The 20,230-nt window shown below is 62.4% G+C and carries 19 protein-coding genes; 8 read left to right on the forward strand and 11 right to left on the reverse strand.

Annotated elements, in window-relative coordinates; all coding sequences use genetic code 11:
* Positions 1–144 precede the first annotated feature (144 nt).
* Positions 145–606, forward strand: a complete 462-nt coding sequence (locus AC1DV9_RS15360; RefSeq protein WP_112386488.1) for a BA14K family protein — start codon at positions 145–147, stop codon at positions 604–606.
* Between the two features lie 54 nt (positions 607–660).
* Here the strand turns inward: AC1DV9_RS15360 and AC1DV9_RS15365 are convergent, their stop codons facing one another.
* Complete coding sequence (locus tag AC1DV9_RS15365) at positions 661–1,656, reverse strand: transporter (protein ID WP_112386487.1); 996 nt, start codon at positions 1,654–1,656, stop codon at positions 661–663.
* Between the two features lie 226 nt (positions 1,657–1,882).
* On the opposite strand from AC1DV9_RS15365, the gene AC1DV9_RS15370 reads away from it, so the two are divergent.
* From AC1DV9_RS15370 to mcpU, 3 genes are all read left to right on the forward strand, one after another.
* On the forward strand, positions 1,883–3,661 hold the full coding sequence (locus tag AC1DV9_RS15370; RefSeq protein ID WP_477948846.1) for an acyl-CoA dehydrogenase: 1,779 nt from the start codon (positions 1,883–1,885) through the stop codon (positions 3,659–3,661).
* Positions 3,662–3,669: 8 nt separating this feature from the next.
* Entirely contained in the window at positions 3,670–4,422 is a 753-nt protein-coding gene (locus tag AC1DV9_RS15375) for a crotonase/enoyl-CoA hydratase family protein (RefSeq protein ID WP_477948847.1), read from the forward strand.
* Positions 4,423–4,910: 488 nt separating this feature from the next.
* Positions 4,911–6,980, forward strand: coding sequence for a methyl-accepting chemotaxis protein McpU (gene mcpU, locus AC1DV9_RS15380; RefSeq protein WP_477948849.1), 2,070 nt, complete (start codon positions 4,911–4,913; stop codon positions 6,978–6,980).
* 109 nt (positions 6,981–7,089) lie between these two features.
* Here mcpU and AC1DV9_RS15385 read toward each other — a convergent pair whose 3' ends face one another.
* The 3 genes from AC1DV9_RS15385 to AC1DV9_RS15395 all read right to left on the reverse strand — a co-directional run bounded on the left by AC1DV9_RS15385 (position 7,090) and on the right by AC1DV9_RS15395 (position 9,438).
* Positions 7,090–8,340: a class I SAM-dependent RNA methyltransferase gene (locus tag AC1DV9_RS15385; RefSeq protein ID WP_477948851.1), complete on the reverse strand. Its 1,251-nt coding sequence runs from the start codon at positions 8,338–8,340 to the stop codon at positions 7,090–7,092.
* Positions 8,337–9,086, reverse strand: coding sequence for a TlyA family RNA methyltransferase (locus tag AC1DV9_RS15390; protein WP_477948853.1), 750 nt, complete (start codon positions 9,084–9,086; stop codon positions 8,337–8,339). The genes AC1DV9_RS15385 and AC1DV9_RS15390 overlap by 4 nt, the downstream gene beginning before the upstream one ends.
* A 205-nt stretch (positions 9,087–9,291) precedes the next feature.
* The gene (locus AC1DV9_RS15395; RefSeq protein WP_477948855.1) at positions 9,292–9,438 is read right to left on the reverse strand and encodes a hypothetical protein; all 147 of its coding nucleotides are present in this window, start codon (positions 9,436–9,438) and stop codon (positions 9,292–9,294) included.
* Between the two features lie 1,224 nt (positions 9,439–10,662).
* Here AC1DV9_RS15395 and AC1DV9_RS15400 point away from each other — a divergent pair.
* Positions 10,663–12,606: a methyl-accepting chemotaxis protein gene (locus AC1DV9_RS15400; protein ID WP_477948857.1), complete on the forward strand. Its 1,944-nt coding sequence runs from the start codon at positions 10,663–10,665 to the stop codon at positions 12,604–12,606.
* Between the two features lie 266 nt (positions 12,607–12,872).
* Here AC1DV9_RS15400 and dxs read toward each other — a convergent pair whose 3' ends face one another.
* A complete protein-coding gene (gene dxs, locus AC1DV9_RS15405; RefSeq protein WP_477948859.1) occupies positions 12,873–14,789 on the reverse strand; it encodes a 1-deoxy-D-xylulose-5-phosphate synthase in 1,917 nt (638 codons plus the stop codon).
* 104 nt (positions 14,790–14,893) lie between these two features.
* On the reverse strand, positions 14,894–15,817 hold the full coding sequence (locus AC1DV9_RS15410; RefSeq protein WP_477948861.1) for a pirin family protein: 924 nt from the start codon (positions 15,815–15,817) through the stop codon (positions 14,894–14,896).
* 108 nt (positions 15,818–15,925) lie between these two features.
* Here AC1DV9_RS15410 and AC1DV9_RS15415 point away from each other — a divergent pair, with 108 nt between their 5' ends.
* Both AC1DV9_RS15415 and AC1DV9_RS15420 read left to right on the forward strand, forming a co-directional pair.
* Positions 15,926–16,216, forward strand: coding sequence for a toxin-antitoxin system TumE family protein (locus tag AC1DV9_RS15415; RefSeq protein WP_477948863.1), 291 nt, complete (start codon positions 15,926–15,928; stop codon positions 16,214–16,216).
* Entirely contained in the window at positions 16,213–16,563 is a 351-nt protein-coding gene (locus AC1DV9_RS15420) for an HVO_A0114 family putative DNA-binding protein (RefSeq protein WP_477948865.1), read from the forward strand. The genes AC1DV9_RS15415 and AC1DV9_RS15420 overlap by 4 nt, the downstream gene beginning before the upstream one ends.
* Before the next feature lie 3 nt (positions 16,564–16,566).
* Here the strand turns inward: AC1DV9_RS15420 and AC1DV9_RS15425 are convergent, their stop codons facing one another.
* The gene (locus AC1DV9_RS15425; RefSeq protein WP_003545921.1) at positions 16,567–16,818 is read right to left on the reverse strand and encodes an exodeoxyribonuclease VII small subunit; all 252 of its coding nucleotides are present in this window, start codon (positions 16,816–16,818) and stop codon (positions 16,567–16,569) included.
* Between the two features lie 2 nt (positions 16,819–16,820).
* Positions 16,821–17,756 carry a histone deacetylase family protein gene (locus AC1DV9_RS15430; RefSeq protein ID WP_477948867.1) on the reverse strand — a complete coding sequence of 312 codons (936 nt, stop codon included), beginning with the start codon at positions 17,754–17,756 and terminating at the stop codon, positions 16,821–16,823.
* Between the two features lie 160 nt (positions 17,757–17,916).
* Between AC1DV9_RS15430 and AC1DV9_RS15435 the strand changes: the two genes are divergently transcribed.
* Positions 17,917–18,318, forward strand: coding sequence for an acyl-CoA thioesterase (locus AC1DV9_RS15435; protein WP_477948868.1), 402 nt, complete (start codon positions 17,917–17,919; stop codon positions 18,316–18,318).
* Here the strand turns inward: AC1DV9_RS15435 and AC1DV9_RS15440 are convergent.
* From AC1DV9_RS15440 to AC1DV9_RS15450, 3 genes are read right to left on the reverse strand one after another with little or no spacing between them, the layout of a single operon-like run.
* Complete coding sequence (locus AC1DV9_RS15440; protein WP_477949074.1) at positions 18,315–18,878, reverse strand: biotin transporter BioY; 564 nt, start codon at positions 18,876–18,878, stop codon at positions 18,315–18,317. The two genes, AC1DV9_RS15435 and AC1DV9_RS15440, sit on opposite strands and share 4 nt — an antisense overlap.
* A gap of 24 nt (positions 18,879–18,902) precedes the next feature.
* Entirely contained in the window at positions 18,903–19,511 is a 609-nt protein-coding gene (locus AC1DV9_RS15445) for an energy-coupling factor transporter transmembrane component T family protein (protein ID WP_477948869.1), read from the reverse strand.
* Positions 19,511–20,185 carry an energy-coupling factor ABC transporter ATP-binding protein gene (locus tag AC1DV9_RS15450; protein WP_477948871.1) on the reverse strand — a complete coding sequence of 225 codons (675 nt, stop codon included), beginning with the start codon at positions 20,183–20,185 and terminating at the stop codon, positions 19,511–19,513. The genes AC1DV9_RS15445 and AC1DV9_RS15450 overlap by 1 nt, the downstream gene beginning before the upstream one ends.
* Positions 20,186–20,230 lie beyond the last annotated feature (45 nt).

The raw sequence follows: 20,230 nt of genomic DNA on the forward strand, positions 1-20,230 counted from the left end.
CCAGCGCCGATGAGCCGGTTAATCTCCGGTTCATCGGCGCTTTCGTAACTTCAACCCGTGCTTGAAGAAAACGGTGCCGGGAACCTTTTCCCTCCCTGCGCGTTTGCTGACAGGCAAATTCCGCTCTTGGGATGGAGAACGACAATGATTGGTCTCAGTAAGAAGATTTCGGCCGCTGTGCTGTCCGCCGCTGTTGTCCTGACGAGCTTCCTGCCGTCTGAGGCCATGCCGCTGGCAGCAGCGCCGAAGGTCATTCAGCAGCAGGAACAGGCTTCCAGCATTCAGGACGTCCAATATCGCCGCTATTATCCGCGCCGGGGCCCCGGCTGGTATGGCGGCTATCGTGGCTATCCGTATTATCGCAACGGCTACCGCCACTATAACGGCTACTGGTATCCGTTGGCTGCCTTCGGTGCCGGTGCGATCATCGGTGGTGCCATCGCTTCGCAGCCGCGCTACTATGCGCCGCCGCCCCGCTACGCCGCCCCGCGCCTGACGGCCGCCCATGTGTCGTGGTGCGAGAACCGCTACCGCTCGTATCGTGTCTACGACAATACCTTCCAGCCGTATAACGGCCCGCGCCAGCAGTGCTACTCGCCCTACTGATACAAAAGGCATCGAGATGATAAAGGCCCGGCAGAGATGCCGGGCTTTTTGCTGTCAGAGAATGTTGACGCGTTTCAGCAGCCACCAGGCAAATACGATCGAGGCGAGGATCAGCGCCACCGCATATTCCGTCCCGCCTGACCCCTGGGCGAAGGGCAGATTAGCGGTGTTCATGCCGAAGAAGCCGGTGACCAGCGTCGGCGGCAGCAGGAAGGCGGTCATGATCGACAGGATGTAGAGGTGCCGGTTGGTCTCCGATGACAGCTTCGAATCGATTTCTTCGTGCAGCAGCCGGGCGCGTTCCTGCAGCGCGTAGATGTCGTGATCGACGGTCTCCAGCCGGCTGGTCAGTCTCCCGGCGATGTCGTCGAAACCGAAGGGCATCTCGTCCTCGTCGGATGCCGAAGCCCGGCGCATCAGCGCGAGCACGTTTCTGAGGTGGCGGTGGAGACGCACGACCGTGCGGCGCACCGGCGCCAGCCGCCGCCGCTCGTCGCGCGGCGTGTTGTCGTAGACGAAATCCTCGATCAGGTTCAGCTCTTCCGTCAGTTCCATGACGACGGAGATCAGCGTGCGCTGGAATTCGATCACCAGCAGTTCGAAGATATCGACCGGCCGCTCGAACTTTGCCGGGTTCTTTTCGATCATGATCCGCGCCCGGTCGGCGCTGCGCAGCGGCTGCAGCCGGGTGGTGACGATGAAGCGGCCGGAGATCGCAAAATGCAGCCAGCCGAGATCGGCGGTATCCTGGTCGAATTCGCGCTGGCAGTCGATGAGCGTGCCGTAGAGCATCTGCTCGTCGACGGTGAGCGCCGCATGGGTATCGCGCGTCGTCAGCGCCGACTTGGCATCCTCGGTCAGGCCTTCAAGCGTGTCCAGCAGCGCCGGGACACGCGCATCGGCCAGGTTCAGATGCAGCCAGTAGAAGCCGTCTCCGGCCGTCAGCTCCGCCGCCATCGCGCTGTTGTCAAGCCGGATCGCGGTCTTCGAGCCTGCCGGGAAACGGTATGCCCAGATGAGGCCGGGGATATTGGCAGGCAGTGTATCCATCAGTCACCGGTCCTTCGCAAAGCCGTCATTCTCTTTTTGGCATTCCGCTCTAGAGATTCTCCATGACGTTTGTTTGCACAACGCTGCGAATAAGCAAGAGGCGAGACAACGTGGCGCAGCCCTGACACGCTTCAAAATCGAAATTGACGTTTACGTAAAAATCAATTAGCCCTGAGGCTGGAGGATGGCCGGTACCGATCACTGGCCGGATATGCGAGGAGACACCATGTACAAGGCGCCCGTCGAAGAGATCGCTTTCACGCTAAAGCATGTCGCCGGCCTGAAGGACGCGTTGGACAAGGGCCTGTTCGGCGATCTCGGCGAAGATCTCGTCGATGCGATCCTGACGGAAGCCGGTCGCTTCGCCACGGATGAGGTCGCGCCGCTTGGAGAGATCGGCGATACACAGGGCTCCCGACTGATCGATGGCGAGGTCAAGACGCCGGATGGCTGGGCGAAGCTCTATCAGGACTGGATCGCCGGCGGCTGGAACGGCCTGACCGGCCCGGAAGAATTCGGCGGGCAGGGGCTCCCGGTTCTCCTCAATGTCGCTGCCCTCGAAATGTGGAATTCCGGCGCCACCGCCTTCGCACTCTGCCCGACGCTGACCATGGGCGCCGTGGAAGCACTTCTGGCCCACGGCTCCGAAAACCTGCAACAGACCTATCTGCCGAAACTCGTCTCCGGCGAGTGGACCGGCACGATGAACCTCACCGAGCCGCAGGCAGGCTCCGATGTCGGCGCGCTCAAGAGCCGCGCCGAGCGCCGTGACGATGGCACCTACCGCATCTTCGGCCAGAAGATCTTCATCACCTGGGGCGAGCACGACGCCACCGACAATATCATCCATCTCGTTCTGGCCCGTCTGCCGGATGCGCCGGCGGGAACCCGCGGCATCTCGCTGTTCCTGGTGCCGAAATTCCTCGTCAACGACGACGGCTCGCTTGGCGCCCGCAACGACGTCTTCGTCCATTCTCTCGAGCACAAGATGGGCATCCATGGCTCGCCGACCTGCACGATGATCTATGGCGACGGCAAGTTCAGCGGAGAGAAGGGCGCTATCGGTTGGCTGATCGGCGAGGAAAACAAGGGCCTCAACTGCATGTTCACGATGATGAACAATGCCCGCCTGACGGTCGGCATGCAGGGCGTGGCGATTGCCGAAGCAGCGACGCAGAAGGCGATCGCCTTTGCAAAGGAGCGTACCCAGGGTAAGGCGCCCGGCTGGACCGGCTCCGGCATGAGCCCGATCATCGAGCACCCCGATGTCGTAAGGATGCTGCTGACCATGAAGGCGCTGACCCAGGGCTCGCGGGCCATCTCCTACGCCTGCGCCCATGCGATCGACATGTCGCATCACGCAGGCAGCGATACGAAGCACTGGCAGGAGCGCGCCGCCCTGCTGACGCCGATCGCCAAGTCCTTCTCGACCGATGCGGGCGTCGATGTCGCCTCGCTCGGCATTCAGGTCCATGGCGGCATGGGCTTTATCGAGGAAACCGGTGCTGCCCGCTTCCTGCGCGATGCCCGCATCGCCCCGATCTATGAAGGCACCAACGGCATCCAGGCAATCGACCTCGTCACCCGCAAGCTGCCGCTCTCGAATGGTGAGCATGTGAAAGGCTTCATCGCAGAGCTGAGCGATATCGCCGCCGGCGTGCGCGGGGCGAACCTCTCTGCCTTCGGCGAAACCGCCGCCCGCCTCGATGCGGCCATCGCCTATCTGGCCGAGGCAACGGAGTGGCTGATGAAAGCCCAGGCCGAAGGCAAGATCGCCGAAGCCCTCTCGGGCGCCACGCCCTATCAGCGTTTGTTCGGTCTGGTGCTGACCAGCGCCTATCTCGCCAAGGGCGGCCTCGCCAAAGCAGGTGACGGCGCCGAAGAGGGCCGCATCGCGCTCTGCCGCTTCGCTGCCGAAAACCTGTTGTCCGAAACTGCTGCCCTGAAGGACCGCACCGTCAACGGTGCCGCAAGCCTTGCCGCAGCCCGCGCCATCCTGGCCTGAGGATCACCATGACCGATCATATTGTCGTCGAGCAGTCCGCCGAGCACCCGGGCGTCCAGATCATCCGCTTCAACCGGCCGGACAAGAAGAATGCCATCACCCGCGCCATGTATGTGAAGATGACCGAAGCGCTGAAGGCCGCCGATGCGGATGACACCGTCCGCGCCACCGCCTTCCTCGGCACCGAAGGCGCGTTTTCTGCCGGCAACGACATCGCCGATTTCCTCGCCGCCGCCATGGGCGGCAGCCTCGGCCACGAGCTTCTCGATTTCCTCTATGCTCTGGTCAATGCGCAGAAGCCGCTGATCTCGGGCGTCGATGGTCTGGCGATCGGCATCGGCACCACCATGCACATGCATTGTGACCTGACGATCGCCTCGCTTCGCAGCCAGTTCCGCACCCCCTTTGTCGATCTGGCGCTGGTCCCGGAAGCCGCCTCCAGCCTGCTCGCGCCACGCATCATGGGCCACCAGCGCGCCTTCGCGCTGCTGGCCGCAGGCGAGGACTTCTCGGCGGCCGAAGCGCGCGATTCCGGGCTGATCTGGAAGGTCTGCGCTCCGGGCGAGGTGGAGCATCTGACGCTGTCAACGGCCGCCAAGCTTGCGGCCAAGCCCGCCAAGGCGCTGAAGATCGCCCGCGATCTTGTCCGCGGTCCGCGCGAAGAGATTGCTGCACGTATAGATGAAGAAGCACGCCACTTCGCCGCACAGTTGAAAAGCGACGAGGCAAGAAAAGCCTTCGAGGCTTTCATGCGGCGTTAGAGCGTTTGCTGGTTATATTGAAGCATTCTGTTGGCTCAAACGGAGTCGGATGGTCGACCGGCTGGCGCGCGTCGTAGCCCAGATCTACGGCCAAGCCAGCCGGTCGATCAGGCGGCCCGTTTCAGCCAACCCCGCAGGGGCCGGGCATCTTTCCGCCAGGATCAAAGGCGATCGGCTCGACCGTACCTGGGGTATACCCTTCGCCAATCGCCTTTGCCCTGTCGAAAACCGGCTCCGGCAGAATGCTTCAATATAACCAGCAAACGCTCTAATATAAAAACATAGGGTTTTAGCTAAATTTTAAGTGTGTTTTAATGCGGCCCTACTAATCAAGATGTGACGAATTGCCCGTTCGTCCAGGCGCATGACGCGCCTTGCGCAGCTTTGCCCCCAAGCCCATTCGCCCGATCCGCGTTGCAGCGCCCTCCACCCGCGCAAACGAGAAGGCGGAAGACTTCGAAAGAACGCACTTGAAGAAGACGAATTTGATGACGCGCATTCTCGTCGCCGCGTCCGCAGTTGTCCTGGCGGCCTTTGCCGCCTTCTCCTTTTACATCAACTCCGTCCAGCGCGACGTTACCACCGCCTCGATCGAAGCCAATATCCAGTCCTCTGGCGAGCAGGCCGCACACAGCCTCGCCAACTGGATGAACGGCCGCGTGACGCTGACCGCCATGGTCGCGAACGCCATCGGCCGCGCGTCCGATCAGGCCGGGATCGAAACAGTGCTGCAGAACGACGTTCTCACCAGCCAGTTCGTCAGCACCTATTTCGGTGACGAACAAGGCGTCTTCACCATGTGGCCGAAGCTGCCGATGCCCGATGGCTACGACCCGCGCAAGCGCCCGTGGTATCAGGACGCCGTCAAGGCCAATGCCAGCGTCATGACCGAGCCTTATGTCGATGCGTCCAGCGGCGACCTGATCATCAGCGCTGCCGTTCCGGTTCAGCGTGATGGCAAGCTCGCCGGCGTCGTCGGCTCCGACTTCTCGCTCGAAACCATGGTCAAGATGATCAAGGAGATCGATCTCGGCGGCCAGGGCACGGCCTTCCTCGTCAACAAGAGCGGCCAGATCCTCATCCATCCGGATGCCAAGCTGGTCACCAAGACGCTCGCCGATGCCTTCCCGAAGCAGACCCCGAAGATCGGCACCGGCCTCGTCGCCACCGAATTCGCCGGCAAGCCCGTTCTCGTCAGCTTCATGCCAGTCGCCGGCCTGCCGACGGTCGAGTGGTCTCTCGGCTTCGTCGTCGATAGCGACAAGGCCTTTGCCGCACTCAACGAATTCCGCATTGCCGCAACCATCGCCACGCTACTCGCCGTCGGCCTGATGATCGCTGCCATGGCCTGGCTGCTGCACGGCCTCGTCGTTCAGCCGGTCACGGCGATGACCGCCGCGATGCAGAAGCTTGCCGCAGGCGATCTCTCGGCCGCCATTCCCGGCCAGGAGCGCCGTGACCAGATCGGCTCGATGGCCGAGGCCGTTGCGGTCTTCAAGTCGAACGCTATCGATCGTCAGCGTCTCGAAGGCGAGGCCGAAGAAGGCCGCTCGCTGACCGAGCGCGAGCGTCAGGAGCGCGAGGCACAGAAGGCCCGCGAAGCCGCTGAAATCCGCACCGCCGTCGACGCCCTTGGCGGGGCACTCGGCGCGCTGTCGGACGGCAACCTCGCGCATCGCATCGAAACGCCCTTTGCCGCCCATCTCGACCGCCTGCGCAGCGACTATAACAGCGCTGTCGGCAAGCTGCATGGCGCTCTCCAGACCGTCGGCAGCAACGCTAATGCGATCGACGCCGGTGCAACCGAAATCCGCACCGCCGCCGATGGCCTTGCCCGCCGCACCGAGCAGCAGGCCGCTTCCGTCGAAGAGACCGCAGCGGCGCTGGAAGAGATCACCACGACGGTCAAGGATACCGCTCGCCGCGCCGAGGAAGCCGGCAATCTGGTTTCCAACACCCGCAGCGGTGCCGAAAAATCCGGCCAGATCGTCCGCAAGGCTGTCGATGCCATGACCGGCATCGAGCAGTCCTCGGAGCAGATCTCCAGCATCATCAGCGTCATCGACGACATCGCCTTCCAGACCAACCTTCTGGCCTTGAACGCCGGTGTCGAAGCGGCGCGTGCGGGCGAGGCCGGCAAGGGCTTTGCCGTTGTCGCGCAGGAAGTGCGTGAACTCGCCCAGCGTTCAGCAAAGGCCGCGAAAGAAATCGAAGCGTTGATCACCACCTCGAACGCCCAGGTCCGCTCCGGCGTGACGCTGGTCGGCGAAACCGGCAAGGCGCTGGAAGCCATCGTCACGCAGGTCCAGGAGATCAGCCGCCACGTCGGCGCGATCGTTACCGCCACCCGCGAACAGTCGACCGGTCTCCACGAGATCAACACGGCCGTCAACACCATGGACCAGGGCACGCAGCAGAACGCCGCCATGGTCGAGGAACAGACCGCCGCCAGCCACGGCCTCGCCGCCGAGGCCGCCAAGCTGATGCAGCTCCTGTCGCAGTTCAATCTCGGTAGCGGCCAGTCCGGCGCTTCGTCGGGTCACCGCCGCGTGGCCTGATAAGGCCTGCTGTGAACTGAAAATGCCCGCGGAGACGCGGGCATTTTTGTTTTGGGCTTTTCTCACTTTCCCTCATTCCTGTGACAAGCACAGGAATGAGGGCGGAGAATTACTTCTCCAGCGTCGCCACGACTTCCACATGCGCCGTCCAGAGGAACTGGTCGATCGGCGTGACGCTGGTGAGGCGATAGCCACCGGCAATGAGAATGGCGAGATCGCGCGCCAGTGTCAGCGGATTGCAGCTGACGGCGACGACCTTCTTGACCGCGGAGCGCGCCAGCTCCTGGCTCTGGAATTCCGCACCGGCGCGCGGCGGATCGAATACCACAGCATCGTAATGCTTGAACTCGGCGGTCATCAGCGGGCGGCGGAAGAGGTCGCGCTTTTCGATGCTGACGGGCTTCAGCCCCTGCGCCTTGCGTGCCGCCTGGTCGAGCGCGGCGAGAGCCTTGTCTTCGCCTTCCACGGCATGCACCCGGCCGATGCGGGCAAGCCTGAGCGAGAAGGTGCCGGATCCGGCAAAAAGATCGGCGATGCGCTTGGCTTTGCCCACATGGGCGACGACCAGCTCGGCCATCGCGTCTTCCGCCGGCTTGGTCGCCTGCGTGAAGCCGCCGGCCGGTGGGGAAACCTGGACGCCGCCGAAATCGACGACCGGCTTGGCAGGCTCTACCAGGATCTCGCCATTCAGCGAAACGCGGGCGATGCCGCGCATGCCGAGCACGGTTTCCACCGCCTTGCGGCGCTGCTGGTCGGAAAGCTTCTTGATGCCATCGACGGCAAGGTCGAGCCCCGACGCCGTCTCCAGCACGGAGATGCGGAAGGCTTCGGCATTGGCCGCCATGGAGGCGCCGATGGCCTTGATCGCCGGCAGCCGGGCCATGATCCCCGCCGACGAGATGGGACATTCCTCGATATCGACGATGTGGTGGCTTTCGGCCTGATTGAAGCCGATGAGCATATCCTTCTCGGTCTTGCGCGCCGCAAACACCACGCGGCGGCGCTCGCCGGGATGGGCCGCGACCAGCTCGCCAACCTCGGCCTCGATACCCTGCGATTTCAGCGCGTTGACTACCAGCTGCCGCTTGAAGGCGCGGTAGGGCGCGTCGGAAAGATGCTGCAGCGTGCAGCCGCCGCAGGTGCCGTTGACGCCGTCGGGGCCAAAGTGGCGGCAGGCGGGCTCCTGCCGGTCCGCCGACGCCTTGGCGATCGACATGATCGTGCCCTGGTTCTTGACACGGGCGATTGCCACCTCTTCGCCGGGCAGCGCAAACGGCACATAGATCGGGCCGTCCTTGCCGCTGGCAATGCCATCGCCCTGTCCGCCGAGTTTCTGGATGGTGACTGTTTCGGTGCTCACGGCTTCGTTCCTGCGAGTAGATATTCCTGGTTGCCATCGCCGCCGGCAATGGGAGAGGCGATGAGCCCAAGGCTCTTCCAGCCCATCTCTTCGACGAACCAGCGTTCCAGCGAAGCCGCCACATCGGGCGCCGAGGCGGGATCCTTGAGCATGCCGCCCTTGCCGATCGCCTCGCGCCCGGCCTCGAATTGCGGCTTGACGAGCAGAACCGCGGTCGCACCGCTTTCGGCGATCTTGAGGGACGGCGCCAGCGCCAGCCGCAGCGAGATGAACGACACGTCGGAAACGATGAAGGTCACGTCGTGGCCGACATCGTCAGCCGTCAGGTTGCGGGCGTTGAAGCCTTCGATATTGGCGACACGCGGATCGGCGGCAATGCGCGGATGCATTTGCCCATGCCCGACGTCGATCGCCGTCACATGCGCCGCACCGCGCTCCAGCAGAACTTCGGTGAATCCACCGGTCGAGGCGCCGATATCGAGACAGTGGTGTCCCGCGGGATCCAGGCCGAAATGGTCGAGTGCCGCCGTCAGCTTCAGGGCGGCGCGCGAGACATAATCCTGTGCCGGATCGTCGATTTCGATCGCGGCGTCTTCGCCAAAGAGCGCTCCGGCCTTGGTGACGACCTTGCCGCCCACCTTCACCGTTCCGCGGTTGACGGCGTCGCGCGCCCGCGAGCGGCTGGCGAAAAGGCCGAGGCTGACGAGAAGCTGGTCGAGGCGCTGTGTGTTGTTCTGATCGGACATGGGCTGTCCATGACTGGCAAAGCCCGCGCTTGCAAGCCTTTTGTTTGCACCGCTGCCGTTGACGCCTCTTTGCGTTCGGCGATAATTCTGCCCTTGGCGATAGCGGAAGAGGCGCGGCATGCGGGACGATTTGTGCAGCGCGCAAAATCAAATGGCTAAGCGCGCAGATTCATATGGCAACCGATATGGTCAGGTTGTACCCCCACTAGGACTTGCGCAGGGCGGCGTCTGTCCCGAACATGCGGACGTCGGCGTCGATGGCCTTAAGCAGCTCCGAGTTTTTGAATTTCTCGATATTCTCTGTAACGCTTGCATCCACCTTTTGCTGCTGAGCAACCGACATCGATGCCATCGCAGTTCCACTCGATGTTGCTGAAGCTATGACATACTCCAAGACCGCACGTGGCAGCTCGTAGTTTGTGGGTCGAATCGCTCCGCCACTTACGGGCACGCGTGTGCCCTTCCACTTCTCGGTGGGAGGCGAGGCAAACCCAAACAGCAGAAATGGACCCATCTTCGCATATGACGCGCAGAACCCTGCCTCACTCGTGACCAGATCTATGTGGGCAGATCGCGCCAGGTACCTGTTGATGTTGGGCGGCAAGTTTGGAACAATAGTACTTTCGATACCTCCAACAGGGAGTAGATGCTGCTCGAAGCGCCCGGGATTCGAGATCTCACCTTTAAGAAAGCGTTCCCAAGTTGCGAGAGCCTGAGCTACATTTGTAGAGTGATTTGGCCTCAGCTTCTGCGCACTTTCGGTGCGAGACAAATACGTCAGCACCCTCCAAGAAACCGATACGCAAAATTTTAAGTGCCAGTCTGCGAACATTAAAACCTGATGTTGGTCCGAACGATAAGGGTGAAACACCTTGATCGAAAACTGGCGTTCCCAAACGCTGAAAACTCCCTCGGGATCAAAGCGAAGCCCTTATCGTCGGTCTCAAAATCTGATTGGCTAGGATGATCGACTGGGCGACCGTGATCACCCATCTGCTGAAACGTTACATAGTATTTCATCTAACCCTCTCGCTTTCCCGGCTTATGTTGAGAATGAAAGCTCGCGCTTAAGTTTGCAACGGGAATCTCAGTCTGGAATTCCTAGTTGCTGCACTCCTATCGCACGCCATCGCTATAACTATCGACAACGAGCTCTCCACCCGGCGCTCGTATCCGCATGAGAAGACCGTCCAATTCGCGGCAGAGCTGTGCGCGGGAACCGTTATGTCGATCGTTAGTGCGTCGGCAGTTGGATGTACCCGCCGCTACTGAATGGACTAAGTTTTTTTGAAATCAGGCCAGAACCTTGCCAAAGGGCAGAGAGTGGCGAACATCCTGATCCTCAACGCGCCGGATGAATAGCGCACCCAATATTTGTGCGGTGCAAACTTAAACAATTTTAAAGCCCCGCCCCATAGGTTTGGGACGATTGCAGCGGTTCGCTTGAATCGCTTTCGCCATGATGGCACGCATTTCCCTGCCCGCAGTTCATGTTCCTTCCGATTTTCCGTCTGCCGCCGCTGCCCATCGGCGGCCCGTCCTTTGCCGCGCCGATTATTTGCCAGGAGAATTACCGGTGTTCGCCAATATCTCACTCAAGGGGAAGCTTGCGGCCACGTTCGCAGCCCTCATCGTCATTTTCGTTGCCGTCTCGTCCTATGTTTACGTCAAGGCCGGTGCTTCATCTGCTGCCGCCGCCCAGCAGGAAAAATCCGAGCTGCTCGTCAACCAGATCGACGACGCACTGCAGGCCATGCTCGAGCAGGCCGTCAATCTGCGCGGCTTCATTCTCTTCCGCTCCGACAGCACCTATGGCGATATTTTCGCCAATCGTGAGCGCATGCTGAAGGCGATCGCCTCGGCCAAGGAAAGTGCGGCAGACGAACCCGCCGTGCTCGACATGATCGACGGTATGCAGAAGGCTGCTGACCTCTATTTCCACGAGCTCGCCGAGCCGCAGGCCAAGGCCCGCAAGGAAACCGAAACCCCGATCGCCGACGTCGTCAAGATCGGCGTCAACGCCACCAAGGGCCAGCTCGACGGCTTCCGTCAGGCCTCCGCCAAGATCAAGGCCGCCGCCCGCGACAAGTCTGCTTCGCTCGCCGCTATTCAGGCCGATGCCGATAGCGATCTGAACAACACGCTGCTCTTCGGCGGCATCGGTGCCTCGCTGGCCGCCGCTGTTCTCGCATGGCTGCTGTCGCGCGCCATCGTTCAGCCGATCATCGGCATGACGGCTGCCATGGACCGCCTCGCAAACGGCAACCACGACGTCGACGTTCCGGCCCTCGACCGCCGCGATGAAGTCGGCCGCATGGCCCAGTCGGTGCTGGTCTTCAAGGAAGCTGCCGCCGAAAAGCTGCGGCTATCAGGCGAAACCGACCGTATGCGCAGCGAAGCCGAACGTCAGCGCCTGCTCTCCGATGAGGACAAGGCCCGCGAAGCGGCCGAAATCCGTTCGGCGATCGAAGGTCTCGCAACCGGCCTCTCGAACCTCGCCAATGGCGATGTCGCGAGCCGCATCACCACGCCGTTTTCCCAACAGTTCGACGGCCTGCGCACCGACTTCAACAATGCCGCGGGCAAGCTGCAGGCAACGCTGCAGTCGGTCGGCCGCAACGCCTCGGCGATCAATGCCGGTGCCGGTGAAATCCGCTCGGCCGCCGACGATCTCGCCCGCCGCACAGAGCAGCAGGCCGCAGCCGTCGAAGAGACCGCCGCAGCCCTCGAAGAGGTCACGACAACTGTTCGCGACAGCGCCAAGCGCGCCGAAGATGTCGGCCATCTGGTCGAGCGTGCCCGTGTCGGCGCCGAGCGCTCCGGCGACGTCGTCCGCAAGGCCGTCACCGCCATGGAGCAGATCGAAAAGTCCTCGGGCGAGATCAGCAACATCATCGGCGTCATCGACGATATCGCCTTCCAGACCAACCTTCTGGCGCTGAATGCCGGTGTCGAAGCGGCGCGTGCCGGTGAAGCCGGCAAGGGCTTTGCCGTCGTCGCTCAGGAAGTCCGTGAGCTTGCCCAGCGCTCGGCCCAGGCCGCCAAGGAAATCAAGGCGCTGATCAATACCTCGGGCGAACAGGTCAATACCGGTGTCTCGCTCGTCGATCAGACCGGCAAGGCGCTGGCCGAAATCGTCAACGAGGTCCAGGAGATCAACCGCCACGTCGGCGCGATCGTCACCGCCACTCGCGAACAGTCGATCGGCCTGCAGGAGATCAACACGGCCGTCAACAACATGGACCAGGGCACGCAGCAGAACGCCGCAATGGTCGAGGAACAGACGGCTGCCAGTCATTCGCTGGCGCAGGAAGCCGCATCCCTCGACGCTCTCCTGCATCAGTTCAAGCTCGGTGCCGCCGCAGCCGTTGCCGTCGCCCCGCGCGCGGCAGTCGCCCAGCCGGCCTCACGCCCGGTCACCTCTCCGGCCCGGGCTCTGAACAACCGCGTCGCCTCCGCATTCGGCGGCAGGACTGCAACGGCCGCTGCGGCCGTGCAGGAAGATTGGGAAGAGTTTTGAGACGAGCCTGATCGTCTGAGACAGGGCCTCCGAGGGAAACTTCGGGGGCCTTTTTGTTTTTGGGCGTTTGCAGGTTTGGCCCCTCATCCCGGTGCAACGAGTTGCACCTGAAACCTTCGGGCACCCTCTTCCCGAGGGGAGAAGGGAGTGTGACACTCGCTCGCCCTGTCAGCGAGTGAGAACGAAAGGCCTGTTCCAAACTCGATTTCCCTTTCCCCTCGGGCAGAGGGTAGGGAGAGGGGGCTCCGGGTCAGGCGTTTTGAGATTTACCCCGCAACCCCAACCGCAGCACTGCGACCGAGCGCCCGGAATACCGTCGAGACAATCCCGGCGCGATCCAGCCCTGCATGGGCATTCATAGCCTCGGGCTTTGCCTGCTCCATCCAGATGTCGGGCATGACAAGCGAGCGCACCTTCAGGCCGTTATCCAGCAGGCCTTCCATCGCCAGGAACTGCATCACATGGCTGCCGAAGCCGCCGACGGAGCCTTCCTCGATGGTGATCAGGATCTCGTGGTGGGCGGCGAGCTGGCGGATCAGGTCGTGGTCGAGCGGCTTGGCAAAGCGCGCGTCGGCAACCGTGGTCGAAAGACCGGCGGCATCGAGATCTTCGGCAGCCAGCAGGCTGTCGGCAAGGCGCGTGCCGAAGGAGAGGAGGGCCACCTTGGTGCCTTCCTTGACGATGCGGCCCTTGCCGATCTGCAGGATTTCACCACGCACCGGCATCTCGACGCCGACGCCTTCGCCACGCGGATAGCGGAAAGAGATCGGACCGGCATCATAGGCAGCGGCAGTGCGCACCATATGCTTTAGCTCCGCCTCGTCGGCGGCAGCCATGACGACAAAGCCCGGCAGGGCGGCAAGGAAGGTCGTGTCGAAGGATCCCGCATGCGTTGGCCCGTCGGCGCCGACGAAACCGGCGCGGTCGATCGGGAAGCGCACCGGCAGTCCCTGGATCGCCACGTCATGGACGACCTGGTCATAGGCGCGCTGCAGGAAGGTGGAATAGAGCGCCGCAAACGGCTTGTAGCCTTCAGCGGCAAGACCGGCCGCGAAGGTCACCGCATGCTGCTCGGCAATGCCGACGTCGAAACAGCGGGCCGGATAAAGGCTTGCCAGCTTGTCCAGGCCGGTGCCGTTCGGCATGGCGGCGGTGATGCCGACGATCTTGTCGTCGAGCTCGGCTTCCTGCGCCAGCGCTTCGGCGAAGACGCTCGTATAGCTCGGTGCATTCGGCTTCACCTTCGCCTGGGCGCCGGTGATGACGTCGAACTTGTTGACGCCGTGGTACTTGTCGGCTGCGGCTTCCGCCGGCGGATAGCCCTTGCCCTTCTGGGTCACGACATGGATCAGAACAGGTCCTTCCGCATGGTCGCGCACATTGCGCAGAACCGGCAGCAGGTGCTCGAAGGAATGACCGTCGATCGGGCCGATATGATAGAAGCCCATCTCCTCGAACATCGTCCCGCCGGTCACATAGCCGCGCGCATGCTCGACGGCGCGCGTGATGGCGCGGTCGACCTTCTTGCCGAGATAGGCGGTCAGTTTCTTGCCGAAATCACGGAAGCCCATATAGGTGCGGCCGGAAGCGAGACGCGCCAGATAGGCGCTCATCGCGCCGGTCGGCGGGGCGATCGACATGTCGTTGTCGTTGAGGATAACGATCAGCCGGGCGTCGAGCGCACCGGCATTGTTCAACGCCTCGTAGGCCATGCCGGCCGACATCGCGCCGTCACCGATCACCGCGATCACCCGCTTGTCAGTCTTGTCGAGCTCGGCGGCGACAGCCATGCCGAGACCTGCGGAGATCGAGGTCGAGGAATGGGCGGCGCCGAAGGGATCGTATTCGCTTTCGGCACGGCGCGTGAAGCCGGACAGGCCGTTTTCCTGGCGCAGGGTGCGGATGCGGTCGCGGCGGCCGGTCAGGATCTTGTGCGGATAACACTGGTGGCCGACGTCGAAGATCAGCCGGTCGTCGGGCGTGTTGAAAACGCTGTGGATGGCGATCGTCAATTCGACGACGCCGAGGCCGGCACCCAGATGTCCGCCGGTGCGCGAAACAGCGTCGATCATCTCGTCGCGGACCTCGCGCGCAAGCTGCGGCAGCTCGCGATCATCGAGCTTGCGCAGGTCGGCGGGATAGGTGACCTGATCAAGCAGCGGTGTCTTTAGCGGGTTTGTCACGGGCGGGCGCTCTTTCTTGTCATTCTAGGCTTATGCTTATTCCGATTAAATTGCGGCAAAACAAGTGCGTTTCAAGAACCGCAACCCCGCCATTCTAGAGAAGTTCAGCCCTCAGGCAAAGGCACGAATTCCTCTTCATCCCCTGGAACGATATCGAAACGGCCGGTGCGCCATTCTTCCTTGGCCTTCTCGATGCGCTCTTTCGAGGAGGAGACGAAGTTCCACCATATGTAGCGCTTGGAATTCAGAGCCGCGCCCCCGAAGAGCATCAGGTGACAGCCTTCGCTTCCTGCCTCCAGCGTGATCGGATCGCCTGGCCGGAAAACCAGCAGCTGATCGGCCGCAAACCGGTCTCCCGCGATAACGACCTCGCCCGACAGCACGTAGACCGCGCGCTCTTCATGGGCCGCAGCAAACGGAAACTTGGCGCCCGGCTGGATGTTGATGTCGGCATAGAGCGTATCGGAGAGAACCTTGACCGGCGATTTCAGCCCCTCGAACGAACCGATGACGACGCGGCCGCGAATGCCGGTATCCTCGATGAGGGGCATCTCGCTCTTTTCGGTATGGGCGAAGGCCGGATCGATCTCTTCCTTGTCGTCAGGCAGCGCCAGCCATGTCTGCAAACCGGACATCAGCAGCGGATGACCGCGCAGATTGTCGGGTGTGCGTTCCGAATGCACGATGCCGCGCCCCGCCGTCATCAGGTTGATATCGCCCGGCCGGATCACCTTTTCGGTGCCGAGACTGTCGAGATGACGGATTTCGCCGTCGAAGAGATAAGTAACCGTCGAAAGCCCGATATGCGGATGCGGCTTCACATCCAGCGCCTCATCCGGTTTCAGGATCGCCGGTCCCATCCGGTCGAAGAAGATGAACGGCCCGACCAGCCGCCGCTGCCGCGTCGGCAGCGCACGCCGCACCTGGAAACCGCCGATATCGCTGGTGCGCGGAATGATCAGATTCTCGATCGCATCACAGGCGAAGGCATCGCCGGGCAGGGGGTCTTTACCGGGGAAGAAGGACATGGGTTGTCTCCAAACTGAGGCGCCAAGTTAGCCGCATAACTGGTCGAGCGATAGCAAAAGTTCCTATGTCACTTGACGACATATGGCGCATGAAGACATAGTTCCTATATGAAAGCGGAACTCGTCATTCGTGAACGCATCGTTTTCGGTGACGGCGCGATAATTGAGATAAGGATCTGGCGTGTTCCGGTGCAGGTGCCGGGTTCGACGCACTGGCTCAAATACTCGCTTTTCTACGGAAGGCCCGGTTCGCGCCTGATAGGTTACGACAACGAGCGCGGAAAAGGCGACCATCGGCACTATGGCAATCGCGAGGAACGCTACAGGTGTGTGTCGATCGAACAAATACTCGAAGATTTCGGACGTGATGTCGAGAAGCTGAGAGGAGAACGGATATGAGCAAGGATATCGAACTGCATATCGGCGGCTCCTTTGCCGACACGGCGAAGCGTGTTGCCGATGCATGGCACAGGGCAGAAACGGGTGAAAGCGTATCGGAAGATCATCTGACCTTCGTCGGCTGGGATGCCTTCTCTCGCACCATGACGGCCAAGCGTCTGGAGCTGCTACGCCACCTCCACCGGCATCCGCAAACCAGCATCTCGGCGCTGGCGAAAAGCCTCAAGCGCGATTACCGGCGGGTGCACGAAGACGTCGAGATTCTTTCCGAAGCCGGTCTCATAGAGCGCGACGGCACTGGTTTGCGCGCTGGATACGACGAAATCAGGACAGTCATCGCCCTGTAGCCCTCAAGCCCCGTCAAGCGGCTCCACGCCCTGCGGCTTGCCGGCACGGTCGAGACGGATCTTCTCGATGCGGTTTTCGGCTGCAGAAAGCAGGGTTTCGCAATGCTTCTTCAGCGCTTCGCCGCGCTCGTAGATCTCGATGGATTCATCCAGCGCCACGTCGCCGCGTTCCAGGCGGGCAACGATGCTTTCGAGTTCGGCCACGGCCTTTTCGAAGGAAAGACCTGAAACTTCAGGCTTGGCGCTGTCAGTCATACTCAACCCTTCATCAATCGAAGCACATGCAGCCCTGCCGATTCGGCGAGGCCTTCGAGATCATATCCGCCTTCCAGCAGGCTGACGACCCGGTTGGAGGCGCTTTTGTCGGCTATCTCCAGCAATCTTCCGGTCGCCCAGTCGAAATCCTCGCCAACCAGATTGATCTGCGCCAGCGGATCGCGGTGATGCGCGTCGAAGCCGGCGGAGATGATGATCAGGTCAGGCCGGAAGTCGTTGAGCGCCGGCAGCACGCGGGACTTGAAGGCCTCGCGAAAATGGTCGCTGCCGACATTCGGCGACAGCGGCGCATTGACGATCGTGCCGTGCTTGCCGGTTTCGTCTTTCGCGCCGGACCCCGGATAGAGCGGCATCTGGTGCGTCGAGCAGAACAGCACCGAAGGATCGTCCCAGAAGATGTCCTGCGTGCCGTTGCCGTGATGCACGTCCCAGTCGACGATCGCGACACGTTCGGCGCCATAGCGCTTCTGCGCATGGCGGGCGGCGATCGCGGCATTGTTGAAGAAGCAGAAGCCCATTGCCTTGTTCTTCTCGGCATGGTGGCCGGGCGGGCGCGCGGCGACGAAGACGTTGTCGGCCTTGCCGGTGAACACGTCGTCGACGGCAGCCATGGCGCCGCCGACGCCCGTCAGCACCGCTTGCAGGCTCTTCGAGCTTGCATAGGTGTCGGCTTCCAGCTGGTTGATCTCGCCTTCCTCTTCCGGAATCTGCCGCATGACGGCGATCAGATGCTCTTCCGGATGGGCAAGCAGAACCGCGTCCTCGTTGGCCTGGGGCGCCTCCTTGCGGTCCAGCCGCTCGAAGTTCGGATGGCCGAGCGCGACGTTGATCGCGCGCATCCGGTCCGGCCGCTCGGGGTGGCCTTCGGGCGTGACATGCTCAAGAAAGATCGGGTGTTCGTAAAGGCGGGTGCTCATGGCGACACTCTTATCCTCTGGCCCTGTCATGATCCACAGCAGATGGTGCCGGGCATGGCTATTTCAACAGGTGCGCGCCGTCGCGTGCCTATCATCGCAAGCGTTTACTTCATCTCTGGCGGCGCCTAGTGTCCGCGCGGGGCAGGGGGAAGACAATTCGATGGCAAAGCCGAAACGCAGCAATGTGGCGCAGATACGAATACCGTTCCGGGATGTGGACATGAACGGTCAGATGTTTCTCGCGTCCTATATTTCCCACGCCGAAGCGGTGCTTGCAGGCTTCTGGTCGATGCGGCCAGAGCTTGATGACGAACCGCTCTATGTGGCCGCCAAAGTATCCTGCACGCTGCACCGCCCGCTCGCCTATGACGAGGAGGCGACCTTTACCGCTACCGTCGACAAGATCGGCCTTCGCTCCGTCGGCTTCATCATTTCCGTCGATGCCAAGGGAGAGAGGGCCGCCGAAGTGGAGCTAACTTGGCAGGCGCGCGGGCGCGAGAGTGGCGAGCCGGTCGCGCTGCCGGAAGAGACGCGCGACTGGCTCTATAGCTTTCTCGATTAGGCGCGCACCGGCAGCAGCGGATAGCCGACCATGACGGCGCGGCCGACCAGTGCTGCGACAAAGGCCTTGGCGACGTCACCGGGTACGAAAGCCATGGAGCCGACGAAGGCCTGCTCGAGGTTGACGCCGCTGACCAGCGCCAGATAGCCGATGCCGAAGGCATAGAGCACGATAATCCCGCCGATCATCGCCGACAGGAAGAAGCCGACCGTCTGCACGAGACCGGATTGCTCGGCCTTCACCAGGCGTTCGCTGAGATAGCCGGTCGTGAAGGCGGCAAACAGCCAGCCGATCAGGAAGCCCGTCGTCGGCGCGGCAAAGGCGGCAAGTCCGCCGCGGCCACCGGACAGAACCGGCAGGCCGATGGCGACAAGCACCCAGACGATCAGTACGGCAACCACGCCGCGACGCGCGCCAAGCACGACGCCAGCCATCATCACGCCCATCGATTGCGCGGTGATCGGCACCGGAATGAAGCCGAGCGTGATCGGCGGCAGAATGCCGAGCGCCACGATGATCGCGGCAAAAAGGGCAGAGAGGACAAGGTCGCGGGTGCTCATCATGGGCTCCGTGTTTACGATCGGTTAACTGACATGCCGCCGAATGCCGCGCGCGTCAATTGCCGAGGCAATGTTATCCGCATCTCTCAGCGTCAGGATGATCAGCGGCGCCAGCATCGTCACCGGACGCACCTTGATGCCGCGCGCCGAATGCGCTTCCTTGATCGCCTGATAGCGGCCTAGAATCTCCGGCACGAAACGCACGACGAGCCCGACCGCCAGCCCGACATCGTTGGCCTGCACCAGCCCCAACCGCTCGAGCGGGCGGGCAAGCAGCGTGATCTCGTCGATGAATTCGGCGATCGTCGTTGTCGCCGTCACGGCGGCGGCAAAGAACATCAGCGACGTCAGCCTGAGAAGCGCGACGACGGCGCCGTGCCAGGGATTGAAGGCAAGACTGAACAGCGCGACGATGCCGATCGTCAGCAGCACCGGCTTCAGCCGCTGCAGTGCCTGGGCAAAGGGAATGCCGAGCCGGAAATAGAGCATGGCACTTGCCAGCACGGCGAATGACAGCAGCGGAATATCGCGCGTGGTGAAAAGAATGACGCCGAGGATAGCCAGCACGAGCAGCTTGGCGCGCGCCGGCAGCCGGTGCATGAGGCTGTTACCCTCGACATAAAGCGATTGCATCAGCCAGCGATCTCCCGGTAGCGGGCGATCGCCTCTGCCGCCGGCGCGTCGGCTGCAAGTGCCCCCTCGTGAAAAACCAGCACGCGGCCGAAACCGGCAATCAGCTCCATGTCATGGGTAATGACGATGGCATTTTCGGGCAGTCCCTCGATCAGCCGCTGCACAAGGGCACGGTTCTTGAGATCCAGCTGGTTGGTCGGCTCGTCGAGGATCAGGATATCGGGGCCGGTGACGAGCACCGAGGCGAGCGCTGCGATCTGCAGCTCGCCGCCGGAAAGCTCGTGCGCCCGCCGGCTGCCGAGATGCGCGGCGCCGAAACGCGTCAGGACGGCTTCGACCTTTGCCTCGATCTCGGATTTCGGCACGCCGCGGCTCTTCAGGCCGAAGGCGATATCATCCTTCACGATGGGCAGGATGATCTGGTTCTGCGGCTGCTGGAAGATGAAGCCGACATCGCCAAGCGCACCCCGCTCATCGGCCGTATCGCGCCCGTTGACGAGCACGCGTCCGGCCGTCGGCTTGGCAAGTCCGTTGATCAGCCGCGCGAAGGTCGTCTTGCCGGAGCCGTTCAGCCCGATCACGCCGATGCGGTTTTCGGCAAGCTGCAGCGTTAGCGGCTGCAGCGCCTGCCGCGCGCCGTAGCTGACCGCAGCGCCTTCGAAACGGATGTCCAAATTCAGTCCCTCATAGATCAGGCGCAAGCTTCTACAGCGGCGGCG

It is taken from the genome of Rhizobium sp. 01L410 (assembly GCF_056400165.1).

What these genes read in the sequence shown, in the direction of transcription:
- AC1DV9_RS15410 (WP_477948861.1), bottom strand. Translation starts at nt 15,817, where the DNA reads ATGTCCTTCTTCCCCGGTAAAGACCCCCTGCCCGGCGATGCCTTCGCC.
- AC1DV9_RS15365 (WP_112386487.1), bottom strand. Translation starts at nt 1,656, where the DNA reads ATGGATACACTGCCTGCCAATATCCCCGGCCTCATCTGGGCATACCGT.
- AC1DV9_RS15420 (WP_477948865.1), top strand. Translation starts at nt 16,213, where the DNA reads ATGAGCAAGGATATCGAACTGCATATCGGCGGCTCCTTTGCCGACACG.
- mcpU (WP_477948849.1), top strand. Translation starts at nt 4,911, where the DNA reads ATGACGCGCATTCTCGTCGCCGCGTCCGCAGTTGTCCTGGCGGCCTTT.
- AC1DV9_RS15395 (WP_477948855.1), bottom strand. Translation starts at nt 9,438, where the DNA reads ATGGCATCGATGTCGGTTGCTCAGCAGCAAAAGGTGGATGCAAGCGTT.
- AC1DV9_RS15390 (WP_477948853.1), bottom strand. Translation starts at nt 9,086, where the DNA reads ATGTCCGATCAGAACAACACACAGCGCCTCGACCAGCTTCTCGTCAGC.
- AC1DV9_RS15425 (WP_003545921.1), bottom strand. Translation starts at nt 16,818, where the DNA reads ATGACTGACAGCGCCAAGCCTGAAGTTTCAGGTCTTTCCTTCGAAAAG.
- AC1DV9_RS15360 (WP_112386488.1), top strand. Translation starts at nt 145, where the DNA reads ATGATTGGTCTCAGTAAGAAGATTTCGGCCGCTGTGCTGTCCGCCGCT.
- AC1DV9_RS15370 (WP_477948846.1), top strand. Translation starts at nt 1,883, where the DNA reads ATGTACAAGGCGCCCGTCGAAGAGATCGCTTTCACGCTAAAGCATGTC.
- AC1DV9_RS15415 (WP_477948863.1), top strand. Translation starts at nt 15,926, where the DNA reads ATGAAAGCGGAACTCGTCATTCGTGAACGCATCGTTTTCGGTGACGGC.
- AC1DV9_RS15430 (WP_477948867.1), bottom strand. Translation starts at nt 17,756, where the DNA reads ATGAGCACCCGCCTTTACGAACACCCGATCTTTCTTGAGCATGTCACG.
- AC1DV9_RS15445 (WP_477948869.1), bottom strand. Translation starts at nt 19,511, where the DNA reads ATGCAATCGCTTTATGTCGAGGGTAACAGCCTCATGCACCGGCTGCCG.
- AC1DV9_RS15435 (WP_477948868.1), top strand. Translation starts at nt 17,917, where the DNA reads ATGGCAAAGCCGAAACGCAGCAATGTGGCGCAGATACGAATACCGTTC.
- AC1DV9_RS15440 (WP_477949074.1), bottom strand. Translation starts at nt 18,878, where the DNA reads ATGAGCACCCGCGACCTTGTCCTCTCTGCCCTTTTTGCCGCGATCATC.
- AC1DV9_RS15375 (WP_477948847.1), top strand. Translation starts at nt 3,670, where the DNA reads ATGACCGATCATATTGTCGTCGAGCAGTCCGCCGAGCACCCGGGCGTC.